This is a genomic window from Stappia sp. TSB10GB4, assembly GCF_900185745.1.
Taxonomy (GTDB): Bacteria; Pseudomonadota; Alphaproteobacteria; order Rhizobiales; family Stappiaceae; genus Stappia.
Map to the genome: position 1 here is coordinate 13,309 of NZ_FYAV01000020.1, position 14,851 is coordinate 28,159.

16 protein-coding genes are annotated in these 14,851 nt (G+C 66.2%); 6 read left to right on the forward strand and 10 right to left on the reverse strand.

Going from position 1 to position 14,851, the window contains the following annotated elements; all coding sequences use genetic code 11:
- Positions 1-13 precede the first annotated feature (13 nt).
- Positions 14-1,066, forward strand: a complete 1,053-nt coding sequence (locus TSB10GB4_RS00795) for an ABC transporter ATP-binding protein (protein ID WP_186394177.1) — start codon at positions 14-16, stop codon at positions 1,064-1,066.
- Positions 1,067-1,250: 184 nt separating this feature from the next.
- Here the strand turns inward: TSB10GB4_RS00795 and TSB10GB4_RS00800 are convergent, their stop codons facing one another.
- The 8 genes from TSB10GB4_RS00800 to TSB10GB4_RS00835 form a co-directional block, all read right to left on the reverse strand.
- Positions 1,251-1,667: a MucR family transcriptional regulator gene (locus TSB10GB4_RS00800; RefSeq protein WP_186390005.1), complete on the reverse strand. Its 417-nt coding sequence runs from the start codon at positions 1,665-1,667 to the stop codon at positions 1,251-1,253.
- Positions 1,668-2,017: 350 nt separating this feature from the next.
- Complete coding sequence (gene mnhG / locus TSB10GB4_RS00805; protein WP_186390006.1) at positions 2,018-2,353, reverse strand: monovalent cation/H(+) antiporter subunit G; 336 nt, start codon at positions 2,351-2,353, stop codon at positions 2,018-2,020.
- Positions 2,350-2,751, reverse strand: coding sequence for a cation:proton antiporter (locus TSB10GB4_RS00810; RefSeq protein WP_186394178.1), 402 nt, complete (start codon positions 2,749-2,751; stop codon positions 2,350-2,352). The genes mnhG and TSB10GB4_RS00810 overlap by 4 nt, the downstream gene beginning before the upstream one ends.
- Positions 2,748-3,224, reverse strand: coding sequence for a Na+/H+ antiporter subunit E (locus TSB10GB4_RS00815; RefSeq protein WP_186390008.1), 477 nt, complete (start codon positions 3,222-3,224; stop codon positions 2,748-2,750). The genes TSB10GB4_RS00810 and TSB10GB4_RS00815 overlap by 4 nt, the downstream gene beginning before the upstream one ends.
- Positions 3,221-4,804 carry a Na+/H+ antiporter subunit D gene (locus TSB10GB4_RS00820; RefSeq protein ID WP_186394179.1) on the reverse strand — a complete coding sequence of 528 codons (1,584 nt, stop codon included), beginning with the start codon at positions 4,802-4,804 and terminating at the stop codon, positions 3,221-3,223. Before TSB10GB4_RS00820 ends, TSB10GB4_RS00815 begins: the two co-directional genes overlap by 4 nt.
- A 2-nt stretch (positions 4,805-4,806) precedes the next feature.
- Positions 4,807-5,184, reverse strand: coding sequence for a Na+/H+ antiporter subunit C (locus TSB10GB4_RS00825; protein ID WP_186394180.1), 378 nt, complete (start codon positions 5,182-5,184; stop codon positions 4,807-4,809).
- Complete coding sequence (locus TSB10GB4_RS00830) at positions 5,184-5,603, reverse strand: Na+/H+ antiporter subunit B (protein WP_186390011.1); 420 nt, start codon at positions 5,601-5,603, stop codon at positions 5,184-5,186. Before TSB10GB4_RS00830 ends, TSB10GB4_RS00825 begins: the two co-directional genes overlap by 1 nt.
- Positions 5,600-7,990 carry a putative monovalent cation/H+ antiporter subunit A gene (locus TSB10GB4_RS00835; RefSeq protein WP_186394181.1) on the reverse strand — a complete coding sequence of 797 codons (2,391 nt, stop codon included), beginning with the start codon at positions 7,988-7,990 and terminating at the stop codon, positions 5,600-5,602. Before TSB10GB4_RS00835 ends, TSB10GB4_RS00830 begins: the two co-directional genes overlap by 4 nt.
- 236 nt (positions 7,991-8,226) lie before the next feature.
- On the opposite strand from TSB10GB4_RS00835, the gene msrB reads away from it, so the two are divergent.
- Positions 8,227-8,637, forward strand: a complete 411-nt coding sequence (gene msrB / locus TSB10GB4_RS00840) for a peptide-methionine (R)-S-oxide reductase MsrB (protein ID WP_186394182.1) — start codon at positions 8,227-8,229, stop codon at positions 8,635-8,637.
- Between the two features lie 117 nt (positions 8,638-8,754).
- Here msrB and TSB10GB4_RS00845 read toward each other — a convergent pair whose 3' ends face one another.
- Both TSB10GB4_RS00845 and TSB10GB4_RS00850 read right to left on the reverse strand, forming a co-directional pair.
- Complete coding sequence (locus tag TSB10GB4_RS00845) at positions 8,755-10,308, reverse strand: hypothetical protein (protein ID WP_186394183.1); 1,554 nt, start codon at positions 10,306-10,308, stop codon at positions 8,755-8,757.
- 138 nt (positions 10,309-10,446) lie between these two features.
- Positions 10,447-11,067 (reverse strand): cupin domain-containing protein, encoded by a 621-nt coding sequence (locus tag TSB10GB4_RS00850; protein WP_208984320.1) that lies wholly within the window; start codon positions 11,065-11,067, stop codon positions 10,447-10,449.
- A 304-nt stretch (positions 11,068-11,371) separates the two neighbouring features.
- Here TSB10GB4_RS00850 and TSB10GB4_RS00855 point away from each other — a divergent pair, with 304 nt between their 5' ends.
- The 4 genes from TSB10GB4_RS00855 (at position 11,372) to TSB10GB4_RS00870 (ending at position 14,851) form a co-directional block, all read left to right on the forward strand.
- Positions 11,372-12,109, forward strand: a complete 738-nt coding sequence (locus TSB10GB4_RS00855; protein WP_186394184.1) for an ABC transporter substrate-binding protein — start codon at positions 11,372-11,374, stop codon at positions 12,107-12,109.
- An 80-nt stretch (positions 12,110-12,189) separates the two neighbouring features.
- Positions 12,190-12,846: an amino acid ABC transporter permease gene (locus TSB10GB4_RS00860; protein ID WP_186390016.1), complete on the forward strand. Its 657-nt coding sequence runs from the start codon at positions 12,190-12,192 to the stop codon at positions 12,844-12,846.
- A complete protein-coding gene (locus tag TSB10GB4_RS00865) occupies positions 12,843-13,574 on the forward strand; it encodes an amino acid ABC transporter ATP-binding protein (protein WP_186394185.1) in 732 nt (243 codons plus the stop codon). Before TSB10GB4_RS00860 ends, TSB10GB4_RS00865 begins: the two co-directional genes overlap by 4 nt.
- Positions 13,575-13,585: 11 nt before the next feature.
- Positions 13,586-14,851 (forward strand): FAD-binding oxidoreductase, encoded by a 1,266-nt coding sequence (locus TSB10GB4_RS00870; RefSeq protein WP_186394186.1) that lies wholly within the window; start codon positions 13,586-13,588, stop codon positions 14,849-14,851.

The following is a 14,851-nucleotide window of genomic DNA, read 5'->3' on the forward strand; positions in this document are numbered from 1 at the left end:
GAACCGGAGTCCCATGTCGGTTTCCCTTCGCACGCTGACCAAGCGCTTCGGCCAGCAGACGGCCGTCCGCGACATCTCGCTGGACGTGGAGGCGGGCAGCTTCTTCGCCATTCTGGGTCCCTCCGGCTGCGGCAAGTCCACTTTGCTGCGGCTGATCGCCGGGCTTGAGACGCCGGACGGCGGCGAGATCGCCATCGGCGGCGAGACGGTCGCCTCCCGCTCCCGCCATGTGCCGCCGGAAGCGCGCAATGTCGGCGTCGTGTTCCAGTCCTATGCGCTGTGGCCGCATATGAGCGTGCGCGACAACGTCGCCTTTCCGGTCGAAAGCGCCGGCCTTGCCGCCGGCGACCGCAAGCAACGGGTCGAGGGCAGCCTCGACAAGGTCGGGCTCTCGGCCTTCGCGGCGCGCAGGCCCGCCTCGCTGTCGGGCGGCCAGCGCCAGCGCGTCGCCCTTGCCCGCTGCCTTGCCCAACAGGCCGGCACCATCCTGATGGACGAGCCGCTCGCCAATCTCGACCCGCATCTGCGCCAGTCGATGGAGGAGGAACTGGCGCTGTTCCACCGCCAGACCGGGGCGACGACGCTCTACATCACCCACGACCAGCGCGAGGCGATGGCGCTGGCCGACCGCATCGCCATCCTGTGGGAGGGGCGCCTGCTGCAGGCAGCGAGCCCCGAGACGGTCTATCTGCGCCCGGCGAGCGAATCGGTGGCGCGCTTCATCGGCCGCTCGGCGCTGACCCGTGTCGAGGTGGAGACGGTGGAGGCCGGATCGGCCCGGGTGCGCGCGGGCGCTCACGCTCTGGAGGTCCGCGCCGCGCCGCAGGCGCGCGCCGGCGCGGGCACGGTGATGCTGCGGCCGGAGGACGTCGAGATTGCCGGGGACGATGGCGCGCCGCGCGCAAGGGTGCTGCATGCAAGCTATCGCGGCGGTTTCTTCGAGGCGACGGCGACCCTTGCCGGCATCGACGAACCGCTGGTGCTGCACCTTGCCCGCAGGGTGGCGCCGGGAGAGGACGTGCCGGTGCGTCTCGCCGGCGGCTGGCTGCTGCCGCAGGACGGCTGAGCCCCAATCGCCGGGCCACAAGCGCCGGGCTAAAGTCGCCGGCCGGCACGCGCCCCCTTCAAAAGGGGCAAGCCCCTCAAAAGCAAAGACCGCCGCGGAGGGATCCGCGGCGGTCTTGCTTTATGGCCGAAATCTCAAGGTCGACGTTCCGGCCCTACAGCCGCGCCAGACCTTTCGGCAGGGCTTAGCGGCCGCGCTTGCGCTGCTGGCCGAGGCCCATCTTCTTGGCCAGTTCCGAACGGGCCGCCGCGTAGTTCGGCGCGACCATCGGATAGTCGCTCGGCAGGCCCCACTTCTCGCGGTACTCTTCCGGCGACATGTCGTAATGGGTGCGCAGGTGCCGCTTGAGCGACTTGAACTTCTTTCCGTCCTCAAGGCAGATGATGTAGTCGGGCGTCACCGACTTCTTCACCGGAACGGCCGGACGCAGCGGCTCCGGCTCGGGCTCGACGGTCGAGCCGCTGGTCCGCTGGAGCGCATTGTAAACCTCGTTGATCAGACCGGCGAGGTCGGACGAGGCAACGGTGTTGTTGGACACATAGGCCGAGACGATTTCGGCGGTCAGGTCGATGAGATTGTCGTCGGCGACCGTATCAGTCATTATTCCACCCATCAGTTTATTCGGAACTTTTGCGAAATAGACCGACAAAAGTACGGTCAGACAAGCTCAGCGTACTGTTTCGTTACTGACGCGAGGCAATATCTGACTACGATTCTGCCGACCGAAAGCCATGTGTGTCGTATATATCGACAAAAAGGCAATCACAAGAGAAATTTTTGAATGAAACCCATGTAGCCAGATCGCGTTGCCAATCGATTGCCAAGGACGAACTAGATTTCGCAAAAACAAGAAAAGCAGATTGCGAATAAAAAGGCGAAATCAGGGCAGTTTCCCGGCCCGCCGCGAACCCGCACCCGCACAGCGGCGCGGACGCGCGGCGGCTTCGCCGTTCAGGTGTCGCGCTTGCCCATCTCGTCGATATGGGTATCGGAGCAGGGCCGGTAGCCGACTTCGTAGGACGCCTTGGCCAGAAGATGCGCGGCGACGGGCGCCGTCAGCAGGAAGAACACCACGCCTGCGAGCGCCCGCGTCAGCACGTCCACCTCGCCGGTATGGACGGCCAGGGCGATCAGCATGAGGCCCGAGCCGAGCGTACCGGCCTTCGATCCGGCATGCATCCGCATGTAGACGTCCTTCAGCCGCAACAGGCCGAGCGTGGCGATCAGCGAGAAGGCCGACCCGATCACGAGGACCAGACCGACGGCAATTTCGAGAAACGGGGTCATCGTGCGCCCTCCCCTTGCGGTCCGGCAGAGCCGGCGACATTCGCTTTCGACCGCCCTTCGCGCAGTTCGGTCTCGCGGATCTCGTCGACGATCGTCGGATCGCGGGCAAGGCCGCGGTTGAGCACGAAACGGGCGAAGGCGACCGTCGCGAGGAACCCGACAAGGCCGAGCGCGATGGCGATGTCGACATAGAGGAAATAGTCCGTCTGCACGCCGATGGCGGCGATATAGCCGATGCCCACCGCCACCAGCATGTCGAGCGCGACAACCCGGTCCGGAAGGGTCGGCCCCCTGACGATGCGAAACACGATCAACACGAAGGCCACCGTCAGCACGGCGAGCGAGATGTTGACACAGACGGCCAGGAAAACGGCCGAGAGCTCGGCAAGGCCACTCATCGGAAGGCCTCCAGGATCTTGCGTTCGAAGCTGTTCTTGATGTCGTCGATGGTCGCCTGCTTGTCCGGCACGTCGATGCAGTGGATGTAGAGCGTGCTGCGGTCGTCGGACACGTCGACGGACAGGGTGCCCGGCGTCAGCGTGATCAGATTGGCGAGCATGGTGATCTCGAAATCCCGGTCGACGGTGAGCGGATAGGCAATGATGCCGGGCTTCAGCTCGATCTTCGGCCGCAGGACGATGGAGGCGACCCTCACCGCCGACAGCACCAATTCGTAGACGAATGTCATCGCCAGGACGAAAATCAGCCAGAACCGCCGCAGATAGCGATCGGACCCGGCCTGCTCGCGGATGAGGTAGAGCGCCATCGTGCCCAGCAGGAAGCCGAACAGCAGGTTGACTTCGGCAAAGCTGCCGGTGACCGCGCCCCAGGCAAGCGCCAGCAGGATGTTGATGAGGAAAAGGCCGGTCATTGGACGGTATCTCCGAAGACGGACCGCAGGTAGCCGAGCGGCTCGACAAGGGTCAAGGCACCGCGCTGCGCCACCTGCATCATGAACTCGGGCTGCAGGCCGATCAGCACCACCAGGCCGAGCAGCAGGCCGATGGGAAGCCAGACGCCGGGGCCGCGCACCTCGTCCGGGACGACAAGGGTCGCGGTCAACTGGCCGTCGGCGGTGCCTTCCGCGCCGCCGCGCCAGAACGCGTAGATCCAGACGCGGCCGACAGCGATGGTGGTCAGCAAGCCGGTGAGCAGGATGGCGCCGGCGATCCAGCCATGGCCGTCCTGCAGGGCCGCGTCGACCAGCAGCACCTTTGGCCAGAACCCGGAGAACGGCGGCAGGCCCGACACGGCGAAAGCCAGCATCAGAAAGACGGCGGCGAGCACCGGGCTCGCCCGGTAAAGGCCGCCGAGTTCGCGCATCGAATAGGAGCCGCCGAGCGCCCGCATGACGCCTGCCGCCATATATAGCGCCGTCATCACGAGGATCGAATGAACCGCGTAGAAGATCGCGCCGGCCATGGCCGGCGCGGTGCCAATGGCAAGGCCGGCCAGCATCGAGCCGATGCCGGAGATGACAAGAAAGCCAAGCAGGCGGCGCAGGTCCGTCTGCGCCAGCGCGCCGATGACACCGGTCAGCATCGTCGCAATGGCGACGACGGCGATCAGGTCGGACAGCACCAGCCGCGCATCCGGCAGCAGCACACCGAAGATCCGCAGCAGGGCATAGACGCCGACCTTGGTCAGCAGGCCGGCGAAAAGGGCCGCCACGACGATCCGCGGCGTATGGTAGGAAGCCGGCAGCCAGAAATTGATCGGGAAGGCCGCGGCCTTCATGGCGAAGGCCAGGAAATACAGCACCGCCACGGTCATCAGCGGCCCCTCGAAGCCGCCCGCCGCGGCCTTGCGCGCGATGTCGGCCATGTTCAGCGTGCCGAGGATGCCATAGAGCAGGCCGGTGGCGATCAGGAACAGGGTCGTGGCAACGATGTTGAGCAGGGCGTATTTCACCGCACCGTCGAGCTGCGCGCGCTCGTTGCCGAGCACCAGCATGCCGAAGGACGAGATCAGCAGAACCTCGAACCAGACATAGAGGTTGAAGATGTCGCCGGTCAGGAAGGCGCCGCAAACGCCGGTCATCAGCAACAACAGGAAAGGATAGAAGCCGTAGCGGCGGCCGGACTTGTCGATATCGTTGATGCCGAAGACGGCTGCGGCGAGCGCCACGATCGACGACACCAGCGCCAGCGTCGCCCCCATGGCATCGACCGTGAACGCAATGCCGAAGGGCGGAAGCCAGTTGCCTGCGACCATGGTCAACACACCCTTGTCGAGGACGCGGGCAAGCAGGCCGGCGCAGGACAGGACCAGCAGAGTCAGGAAGATGATCGCCACCTTCGGCTGCGCGTCGGTGTTCTTGCGCGTCATCAGGCAGAGCGCGCCGCCGAGGATGGTGATCAGCAGCGGCGCCACAATCAGCCAGTCGCCCGGCGGCACCGGATCCATCCGCATGGCCTGCGAGAGATCAACGGGGTAGTCGGAAGCGGCCATGCTCAGTATCCCTGCGGCGGGGCGGGTTCACCGGTGGGCTCGGCAACGCGCATTTCGACGACATTGTCGGTGCCCAGTTCCTGATAGGCGCGGTAGGCCAGCACCAGCAGGAAGGCGAAGAAGGAGAAGGAAATGACGATCGCCGTCAGGATCAGCGCCTGCGGCAGCGGGTTGGCGATCGCCACCTCCGGCACCTGCAGCGCTGCCGGAATGACCGGCGGCACCTCTCGCAGCAGCCGACCGGAGGTGAAGATCAGCAGGTTCACCGCATTGCCGAGAATCGCGACGCCGAGCAGCACGCGCACCAACTGGCGCGACATCAGCAGATAGACGGCGACCGAGAAGAACAGGCCGATCAGAATGGCAAAGGCGGGTTCCATCAGTCGCTCTCCCGCTCTTCCAGACCAAGCGCGATCGAGGTGATGGCCCCGACCACGACCAGATAGACGCCGATGTCGAAGAACAGCGGCGTCGACAACGGCACCTCGACACCAAGCATATGCACATACCACCACTGGCTGGTCATGAAGGGCTGGCCGGTGAACAGCGAGGGCAGGCCCGACACGCCGCCAAGGAACAGGCCGGCGGCGGCGATGCTCATCGGGTGGAAGGTGATGGCCCGGCGCACCGCGGCAACGCCGCAGCCGATGCCGTAGATGGCGAAGGCGGAGGCGGCGATCAGCCCGCCGATGAAACCGCCGCCCGGTTCGTTATGGCCGCGCAGCAGCACGAAGATCGAGAAAAGCACCATCAGCGCGGCCAGATAGGGGGCGATGGTGCGAAAGATGACCGTTCTCACAGGCGTGCCTCCCCGCTCTTCTGCAGCGCCTCGTCACCGGCGGCGCGGTCGAACGCCTCCTCCCTGGCATGTTTCGGCCGCACCCGGATCAGCGCCAGCACGCAGAGGCCGGCAAGCATGACCACGGCGATCTCGCCGAAGGTGTCGAAGCCGCGGAAGTCGACGAGGATCACGTTCACGATGTTGCGCCCGTGGGCGATGGTGCGGCTGTAGGTCTCGAAGAAGTCCGACAGCGTCCGGTCGAAGGGCAGTTCGGTGACGCGCATCAGCAGCGCCGCCAGCCCGACGCCGACGCCGAGCGCGATGCTGCCCTGCACCACGCGGGGTACCAGCGGGCGGTGGTCGCGCGGGCGCAGGTTGAGGCGCGTCATCACCAGCGCCAGGATCACCACCGACAGGGTCTCGACCATGAACTGGGTGAAGGACAGGTCGGGGGCGCCGAACAGCATGAAGATGACCGCGACGGCAAAGCCCTGGATACCGAGCGAGACGATGGCGGTCAGGCGGGTCTTGGCGATCAGGACGGCGATGAGACCGCTGACGGCGATCGCCAGGATGCCCCATTCGTAGAACCGCAGGTCCGGCATCGGCACGGCCGAGGGCCAGTTGCCGGTGAGGGTCAGGGGCACCAGCAGCGCCAGCGCCGTGACCAGGAAGGTCAGCGTCATGTAGACGTCCAGCCGGCCGCCCTGGATCAGCCGGGTGAAGCTTCCGGAGAACGAGACGAGGCCGGCGATGACCTGGTCGAAACCCTTGTCCGGCCCCCAGCCGATGGCCGCGAGCAGGCGCTGCATCTGCGCCCGCAGGACGTCGAGCTTGAGATAGAGGACAATGCCCAGCGCGACGGTGATCAGCGACAGGATGAGGGCCGCGCCGATATAGCGAGGCACGAGATGGACATCGACCACGGTCGCGGTGCCGAGCACCGAAGAGACCACCGGCGAGATGAAGTAGACGCCGGTCGCATGGGCCATCACGGCCGCCGCGAGGCCGGTGAGCGACAGCGCCACCGGCCCGGCATAGAGCAGCACCGGCCCCTCATGCGCGTGCTTGGGCGTCTCGACCTTCGGCCCGAGGAAGGGCTTCAGCGCCACCGCGGCGGCGATCACCAGCATCAACGCATTGCCGATCAGTGCGACGGCGGTGATCACATGGTTTGCGCTCGCCGGTCCCCAGATGCCGGCATAGAGATATTCCTTGGCGATGAAGCCGACGAAGGGCGGCAGGCCCGACATCGACAGCGCGGCAAGGCAGGCGGCGGCGAAGGTGATCGGCATCGCCCCGCGCAGGCCGCTGAGCCTGGTCACGTCGCGGGTGCCGGCCTCGTGATCGATGGTGCCGGCGACCATGAACAGCGCGCCCTTGAACAGCGAGTGGGCGAGCAGATAGAGCACCGCGCCCTCGATCGCCCTGTCCCAGCTCGTGCCGGTCAGCATCACCAGCAGGCCGAGCGAGGCGACCGTGGTATAGGCGAGCATCAGCTTCAGATCGGTCTGGCGCACGGCGAGCAGCGTGCCGACCAGCAGCGTGATGCCGCCGAAGATCGGCAGGATCGTCGTCCACAGCGCCGTGTCGCCGAGCACCGGATGCATGCGCATCAGCAGGTAGACGCCGGCCTTGACCATGGTCGCGGAGTGCAGGAAGGCGGAGACCGGGGTCGGCGCCTCCATCGCGTTCGGCAGCCAGAAATGGAACGGGAACTGCGCCGACTTGGTGAAGGCGCCGCCCAGCACCAGCAGCAGCACCAGCGGATAGAGCGCCTGTTCGCGCAGGATGTCGCCGCCGGCAAGCAGCGTCGCCATGTCGGTCACGCCGGTCAGCGCGATGATCATCAGGAAGCCGGCGAGAAGCAGCAGCCCGCCGCCGCCGGTCACCACCAGCGCCTGCAGCGCGGCACGGCGCGAGGCGGCGCGCAGGTGATCGAAGCCGATCAGCAGGAACGAGGTGATCGAGGTCAGTTCCCAGAAGATGAACAGCGTGATCAGGTCGTTGCCGAGCACCAGGCCGAGCATCGCGCCCATGAACAGGAACAGGAAGGAGAGGAACCGCCCCTGGTGCGGATGGCCCTTCAGATAGCCGCCGGCATAGAGGATGATGAAGGTACCGATGCCGGAAATGAGCAGCGCGAACAGCGTCGACAGGCCGTCGACATAGAAGGAGAAGCTGACCCCGTAGGCCGGCACCCAGTCCACCGCCGGCGCAAAACTGGCGCCGCCTGCGACCTCAGGCACGAGCCCTGCGAAGAACAGGAAGATCGCGGCCGGCACGAGGGCGAGCGGCCAGGCGGCATTGGCTCCCAGCAGCCGCGTCGCGAAGGGGGCGATCGCCGCCGCGGCAAAGGGAGCGAGGACGGCGGCGAAGGTCGCCTCGGGGCCTGTGATCGACATGTGCCTCCTCAAAAAGATGAAACGAACCGGACAGCCGGGCGATCTGACGAATCAGCCCACCCTACGGAGTGTTCATGAAGATTTGCCTCACATATAACCAGCACAACAGGCCGGGCAAGCGATTTAGGGCCGGCGCGTGACAGTTTTCGCCATCGCCCGCCAAGCCTATTGTCGCAGCGGCCACAGGTTCCTATTTCTGGCAGTCGGAGTTGTCACTTCACCACCGGAGTGCGGACATGACGAACGCGGACCAGCACAAGAAACTCATGAAGAGCGACGAGGAATGGCGCGCCGAACTGACGCCGGAGCAGTTCCACGTCTTGCGCCGGGCCGGCACGGAGCGCCCGTTCACCGGCCCCTACTGGAACGTCTTTCGCGGCGGTCTCTATTCCTGCGCCGGCTGCGGCACGCCGCTGTTCCGCTCGGACACCAAGTTCGACGCCGGCTGCGGCTGGCCGAGCTTCTTCGAGCCGGTGACGCCGGACGCGGTGAGCGAGCACGAGGACCGCTCGCATTTCATGGTGCGCACGGAGGTGCGCTGCGGCACCTGCGACGGCCATCTCGGCCACGTCTTTCCGGACGGCCCTCCGCCGACCGGCCTGCGCTATTGCATGAACGGCACGGCGCTCACCTTCGAGGAAGAGTGAGGGCAGCCCCTGGCCCTGGAGCATTTCCGGTTTCCCCCGAGCCACGGACATGCTCTATCCCTTTGTTTTTACGCAATTCCGGACGGAAAACCGGTTCCCACTTTTCCTGGAATTGCGCTAGTCATCGCGGCGGATGACGCCGGTGACCGCACCGGCGAAGATCGCCGCGACGATCCAGCCGAGGATCACGAACACCTTCTGGGCATGGTGGGCGAACCAGCCCAACAAGCCCCGCGCTGGCGATGGTGCCCAAGCCGCCTCCTGCCCGAGTTCGACCAGCGGCAAGACGACATCGACGGCATAGGACAAGGCGTTGAATGTCTCGTAGTCGCGACCAGGCCCCGTCTCGGAGGACCAGATTTCGGCGGCGTTGACCGAAAGGCCGTCCGGCGCATTGGCGATCTGCGTCCAGCCCTCCGACACCAGCACGATATCGGAGTTCGGCGCGAAGTCGCCGGCACGCCAGGTGTTTCGGGCAAGCTCCGCCTGAAGGGCGATCAGGATCAGAAGCGGCCAGATGATCCGCCAGGGCGCATAGCCATAGCCCGTGGCCCAGCCGATCAACCAGCTCCAGACCCGATGAGGCAGGTATCCGGCATGGACGAGGGCGCGTCCTGGAAAGCCGGACACACCGTCAAGAGCCCTCTCCCGCGCCGCACGCCGCTGGTCGCGCTCCTTCTCGATCAAAACCGCCCGCGCCTCGGCCCGGTGGCCGCTGGCGCGCAGCACCTTGGCGAGTTGCTGATATGGCTGGGGGTGAAAGGCACCCTCGGGCTTCGCGCCCTTGCGCAGCCAGGCGAGGCGCATCTCCTCGTCGAGCGGACCGACGAGGTTGTCATAGGTCAGGCCGACAAGATTGGGAGCGTCCGTCTTCTCCCAGCTCTCGCGGTCATCGACCAGGTCGGAAACATGAGCCGAGGCGAGATAGACCTCACCCGTCACCGAGGCCACACCGCGCCAGAGAAAATTCCCCTCCACGCGCAGGCGCTGCGCGTTCAGCGCATCGCCATCACCGCCGTCCAGTGTAGCGCCCGCACAGTCCAACTGACCAACGATGACGGCGCCCGCAAAGCTCACCTCCCCCTGTGAAATCAGCCCCTCCAGAAACACCCCGCCCGCAACTTGGGCACTTTGCGCATTGAGTGCCATACCTCCATCGCCGCCTAGTTCAGCATTGTTGCAGTAGAATTGACCGCCAATTTTTGCGCCAACGAGCCGGACTAGCCCTGACGTCTCGATCCTAGCCAGCCAGACATCCCCCTTGACGTGGCAATCGTCAGCCCAAAGCCGTTTCAGCCTGCACCCCTCGAGATCGAGCCTTTGCAGATGGGCTTGCGTGACGTCGATACCGTTCGAAACCACGCAATCCCTGAGAACCGTCGACCCGCGTGCGGTGGCGAAAGCGAGATCGAGACCACCGTCGATCCAGACGCCGTTTACCCGAATGCCCCGTTCATGGGTGCGGAAGGCCTCGCAGCCGCCGAGGATCAGGTAGCGCAACAGGTCGGCCCGGATCGTTCGCTCGGGCGAAGCGCGGTCGGGCCGGGTGCCGTCGCCCAGCACGACCGGCTTGCCGCTCCGGCATCCGGCGAGAAGCTGTTCCTCGGCCGGCGTCAATTCGCCGGCCCGGCGCCTCTCTTCAATCTGCGAATAGCTGCGGATAAGCGCCATCGGGTCCGGTCAATATCTGCCTGAAATGCAGCCGGAAGGATAGCAGGCCGGGCCGCCGCCACAAGCCGGGAAAGGGCGCGGCCGTGCAGGTCGGGGAGCAGGGCCGGGAGTAGGGAATGGAGAGCGGGCGCCCTCCCCTCACCAGACCGGCGGGGTGGTGATCCAGAGAATGCGGGTCCTGCCGTTCGCGATGTTGCGGAACTTGTGCGGCAGCGTGCTCTCGAAATAGAACGAGTCGCCCTCCGCCAGCCGGTAGACCGCACCGTCGACATAGAGCTCCAGCCGCCCCTCCAGGACGACGCCGCATTCCTCGCCCTCGTGATTGTAAGGGTCCTCGCCCGACCCGCCGTCAACCTCCAGCGCGATCTCCATCACCTGCAAGGCGCCCTCGTTGCGCGCGGTGAGGAACTCCTTGACCATGCCGCGGTCGCCGAAGTCGGCGCGGCGGCGCTGGTTCACGCGCACGATCCGGCGGCTCTCCTGCTCGAGCGCCGCCTCGGCATCGCCGAACAGCGCGTGCACGGGGATGTCCAGCGCGCTACAGACGGCGCGCAGGGCCCGGATCGACGGCGAGGAGATGCCGCGCTCGATCTGGCTGAGCAGACCGACCGAGACATTGGCCGCCTCCGCGACACGCTGCAGGGACAGGCCGCGCGCCTGCCGCGCCCGCCGCACAGCCAGGCCCAAGGTGCGATCGTCGTCCGTCGTTTCATCGCCGATCTCGGCGATCCCGGGACCCGGCGATCCGGAATTCATCATACGCTCAAACGCCTCCAGGTTCACCTTGGTGAAAAAATCCGAACCCCTCACCAAGCCGAGAAATCATGCGGCTTCGCCCAGAAGTCTAAGCTGTATCAGCCGTATGGGCAATTCAAAACCTCCACGCTGCGGCCCTGCGGCAAGCCAAATTCACGACCGTGAACGATTTCAGCAGACTCCGATTGAAACCTTGTCCGTTTTCATTATGGTGAAAAGTCGGATAGCCGAGCGGATATCCGCCCATCGACGCCCGTCCGCCCGCGCGGCATGTGGCCGATGCAGCCAAACACCAGAGGAAACCGCAATGATAAAGAAGCTTGCAGCCACACTGATCCTGTCGGTCGGACTGACCCTGCCGTCGCTGGCCAAGGACCTCACCGTCGGCGTGACCACAACCGGCGTGCCCTTCACCTTCGTCGACACCGCCACCCAGAAGCCGACTGGCGCCATGGTCGACATCGCCGAGGCCATCGCCGCCGAGGCCGGTCTGACCGTCAAGTTCGAGCTCTCCGCCTTCTCCGCGCTCATCCCGGCGCTGACGACGGGCAAGATCGACCTGATCTCGGCCGGCATGTTCGCCTCCGAAAAGCGCATGGAAGTCGTGGACTTCTCGACCGGCGTCTACACCTATGGCGATGCCATGTTCGTCGCGGCCGCGGACGACACCGCCTACACGCTCGACATGCTGAAGGGCGAGACCGTCGGCGCGCAGGTCGGCACCGTCTTCGCCGACAAGCTGAACAGCCTCGGCATCTTCAGCGAGGTGAAACAATACGACTCCCTCGCCGACATCATGCGCGAGGTGAAGCTCGGCCGCATCAAGGCCGGCTTCGGCGACAAGCCGATCGTCGCCTATCAGATCGCCCAGAACCCGGATTTCGGCGTGCGTCTCGTCGAGGGCTACGCGCCGATGAGCGAGGGAACGGTGGCGCTGGCGGTGGCCAAGGACAATCCCGAGCTGCTCGAGACGGTCAACGCCGCCCTCGCCAAACTGTCGGACAGCGGCGAACTCGCCAAGATCTTTGCCAAATACGGCCTCTGAGACGGTCCTCGCCTTCCGATACGGGGTGAACCGGCCGCCGGCTCACCCCACCTCGCTTTCCGTCACAGGCAGGCCCTTCGATGAACAAGTTCCTCTCTCAGTCCGCCGAGTATCTTCCCTTCCTCCTGTCCGGCGTCTGGCTGACGATCGCCGTCACCGTGCTGTCGCTGACGCTGGCGACCGGGCTCGGCCTATTCTGGGCGCTGTGCCGGACATCGGGGATCCGGGCGCTGGCAACGCCGGTGCGCCTGCTTGTGGAGTTCATCCGCGGCATCCCGATCCTCGTCATCCTGTTCTACATCTATTTCGTGATGCCTGAGGTCGGCCTCGATCTCACCGCCTTCCAGGCCGGCGTCATCGGCCTTGCCCTGACCTATTCCTGCTATATCGGCGAGACGTTCCGTGCCGGCATCGAGGCGGTCGACCGGGGCCAGGTCGAGGCGGCCAAGTCGATCGGCATGCGCCAGGGCCTGATGATGCGCCGGGTGGTGCTGCCGCAGGCCTTCCGCATCGTCGTCCCGCCCTACACCAACAACATCGTGATGCTGCTGAAGGACTCCTCGCAGGTCTCCGTCATCTCGGTCGCCGAACTCACCATGCAGGGCAAGATGCTGGCCTCCTCGACCTTCAACAACCTGACGGTCTTCACGCTGGTCGCCCTGCTCTACCTGTGCCTGACGCTGCCGCTGAACTTCGTCATGCGCCGGGTGGAAGTGGCAATGGGGAAAGCCCGATGATCACCTTCGAGAACGTTCACAAGGCCTATGGCTCCCACGAGGTGCTGAAGGGCATCGACGCCGAGATCGGCAAGGGCAAGGTGGTCTGCCTGATCGGCCCCTCCGGTTCGGGCAAGTCCACCCTGCTTCGCTGCGTCAACGGGCTGGAGACCTACCAGCAGGGCCGCATTGCCATCAACGGCGAGCTTGTCGACGCGACCAGCTCGACGATCCACGCGATCCGCACCAGGGTCTCGATGGTGTTCCAGCGGTTCAACCTGTTTCCCCACCGCACCGCGCTGGAAAACGTCATGGAGGGGCCGATCCACGTGCTGCGCGAGGATCGCCAAGTGGCGCGGCAACGCGCCGAGGACCTGCTGACGCGGGTGGGCCTGGCCGAGAAGATCGACGCCTATCCGGCCTCCCTGTCGGGCGGCCAGCAGCAGCGCGTGGCGATTGCCCGGGCGCTGGCCATGCGGCCGGAGGCGATCCTCTTTGACGAGCCGACCTCCGCCCTCGATCCGGAAATGGTGGGCGAGGTGCTGCAGGTGATGCGTTCGCTCGCCGAGGAGCACATGACGATGCTCGTCGTCACCCACGAGATCCAGTTCGCGCGCGAGGTCGCCGACAACGTGCTCTTCCTCGACGGCGGGCGCATCGTCGAGCAGGGGCCGGCCGCCGAGGTGCTGCGAAACCCGCAGCATGAACGCACCCAGGACTTCCTGCGCAGGGTCACCCATCCCGTCTGAGGCCGCCGACCATGTCCCACACCATTCCCTCGCTCTGGGCCGCGACCGCCCGCCCGCCGCTGACCCTGCCGCCGCCCGAAGGCGATATGCGGGCCGATGTGGCGATCATCGGCGCCGGCTATACCGGCCTTGCCGCGGCGCTCAGCCTGTGCCGCGGCGGCGCCTCCGTCATCGTGCTCGACACGCAGGCGCCGGGCTTCGGCGCCTCGGGCCGCAATGGCGGTCAGGTCATTCCGGGCATCAAGATCGATCCGGACGAGATCGACACGGTCTTCGGCGAGGCGACCACCGAGTTCGTCGGCAAGACCGCCGAGACGACCTTCGCGCTGATCGAGGCAGAGGGAATCGATTGCGAGGCAAGCCGCGACGGCTGGGTGCAGGGCAGCGTCAAGCGGGCACATCTCGGCCTGCTCGAGCGGCGGGTCAGGCAGTGGCAGACCCGAGGTGCCGATGTCGACCTGCTCACCCGCGACGAGGTCCGCGCCCACACGGGAACGGCGATCTTCGAAGGCGGCTGGCTCGACCGGCGGGCCGGCAGGCTCCACCCGCTGAACTATGCCACGGGCCTTGCGCAGGCCGCGCTCGCGCAAGGGGCGGACATCCGCGTCGGGGCGGCGGCAACCCTGCTGGCGCGGGAGGGACAAGGCTGGCGCGTGAGCCTTGCCAATGGCGCCAGCGTGCTCGCCGGCCAGGTGATCGTCGCGACCAACGGCTATAGCGGGGCGCTGTTTCCCAAGCTGAGGGCAAGCCTCGTGCCGGCGGGAAGCTTCCAGGTCGCGACCGCGCCGCTGCCGGACGCACTTCTGCAGCAGATCCTGCCCGGACGCTGCGTCGTCTCGGACACCCGCCGCGTTGGCAACTACTTCCGGATCGGGCCGGAAAACCGCTTGATGATGGGCGGGCGCGGCACCTTCTCCGACACCCCGGCGGACGCGGCCTACGCCCGGCTGATCGGCAACCTGCACCGGATCTTCCCGGAAACCCGCGGCCTGCCGATCACCTATCGCTGGACCGGCCGGGTCGCCATGACGGCCGACCACCTGCCGCATGTCCACCAGCCCCTGCCGGGGCTTACCATGGCGGCGGGGTATAACGGGCGCGGCGTGGCGCTGTCCAGCGCGCTTGGCACGGCGATCGGCGGCCACCTTCTCGACGGTGCGCAGCCCCTGCCGTTCCGCTTCACGGACATCCGCCCGCTTCCCGTCCACGCCCTGCACCCGGTCTATGCGACGCTGGCGATCTGGTACTATCGCCTGTGCGACGCATTGGAGACTTGA

Coding starts and splice junctions, on each gene's coding strand:
- TSB10GB4_RS00795 (WP_186394177.1), top strand. CDS start 14: ATGTCGGTTTCCCTTCGCACGCTGACCAAGCGCTTCGGCCAGCAGACG.
- TSB10GB4_RS00800 (WP_186390005.1), bottom strand. CDS start 1,667: ATGACTGATACGGTCGCCGACGACAATCTCATCGACCTGACCGCCGAA.
- mnhG (WP_186390006.1), bottom strand. CDS start 2,353: ATGACCCCGTTTCTCGAAATTGCCGTCGGTCTGGTCCTCGTGATCGGG.
- TSB10GB4_RS00810 (WP_186394178.1), bottom strand. CDS start 2,751: ATGAGTGGCCTTGCCGAGCTCTCGGCCGTTTTCCTGGCCGTCTGTGTC.
- TSB10GB4_RS00815 (WP_186390008.1), bottom strand. CDS start 3,224: ATGACCGGCCTTTTCCTCATCAACATCCTGCTGGCGCTTGCCTGGGGC.
- TSB10GB4_RS00820 (WP_186394179.1), bottom strand. CDS start 4,804: ATGGCCGCTTCCGACTACCCCGTTGATCTCTCGCAGGCCATGCGGATG.
- TSB10GB4_RS00825 (WP_186394180.1), bottom strand. CDS start 5,184: ATGGAACCCGCCTTTGCCATTCTGATCGGCCTGTTCTTCTCGGTCGCC.
- TSB10GB4_RS00835 (WP_186394181.1), bottom strand. CDS start 7,990: ATGTCGATCACAGGCCCCGAGGCGACCTTCGCCGCCGTCCTCGCTCCC.
- msrB (WP_186394182.1), top strand. CDS start 8,227: ATGACGAACGCGGACCAGCACAAGAAACTCATGAAGAGCGACGAGGAA.
- TSB10GB4_RS00845 (WP_186394183.1), bottom strand. CDS start 10,308: ATGGCGCTTATCCGCAGCTATTCGCAGATTGAAGAGAGGCGCCGGGCC.
- TSB10GB4_RS00850 (WP_208984320.1), bottom strand. CDS start 11,067: ATGATGAATTCCGGATCGCCGGGTCCCGGGATCGCCGAGATCGGCGAT.
- TSB10GB4_RS00855 (WP_186394184.1), top strand. CDS start 11,372: ATGATAAAGAAGCTTGCAGCCACACTGATCCTGTCGGTCGGACTGACC.
- TSB10GB4_RS00860 (WP_186390016.1), top strand. CDS start 12,190: ATGAACAAGTTCCTCTCTCAGTCCGCCGAGTATCTTCCCTTCCTCCTG.
- TSB10GB4_RS00865 (WP_186394185.1), top strand. CDS start 12,843: ATGATCACCTTCGAGAACGTTCACAAGGCCTATGGCTCCCACGAGGTG.
- TSB10GB4_RS00870 (WP_186394186.1), top strand. CDS start 13,586: ATGTCCCACACCATTCCCTCGCTCTGGGCCGCGACCGCCCGCCCGCCG.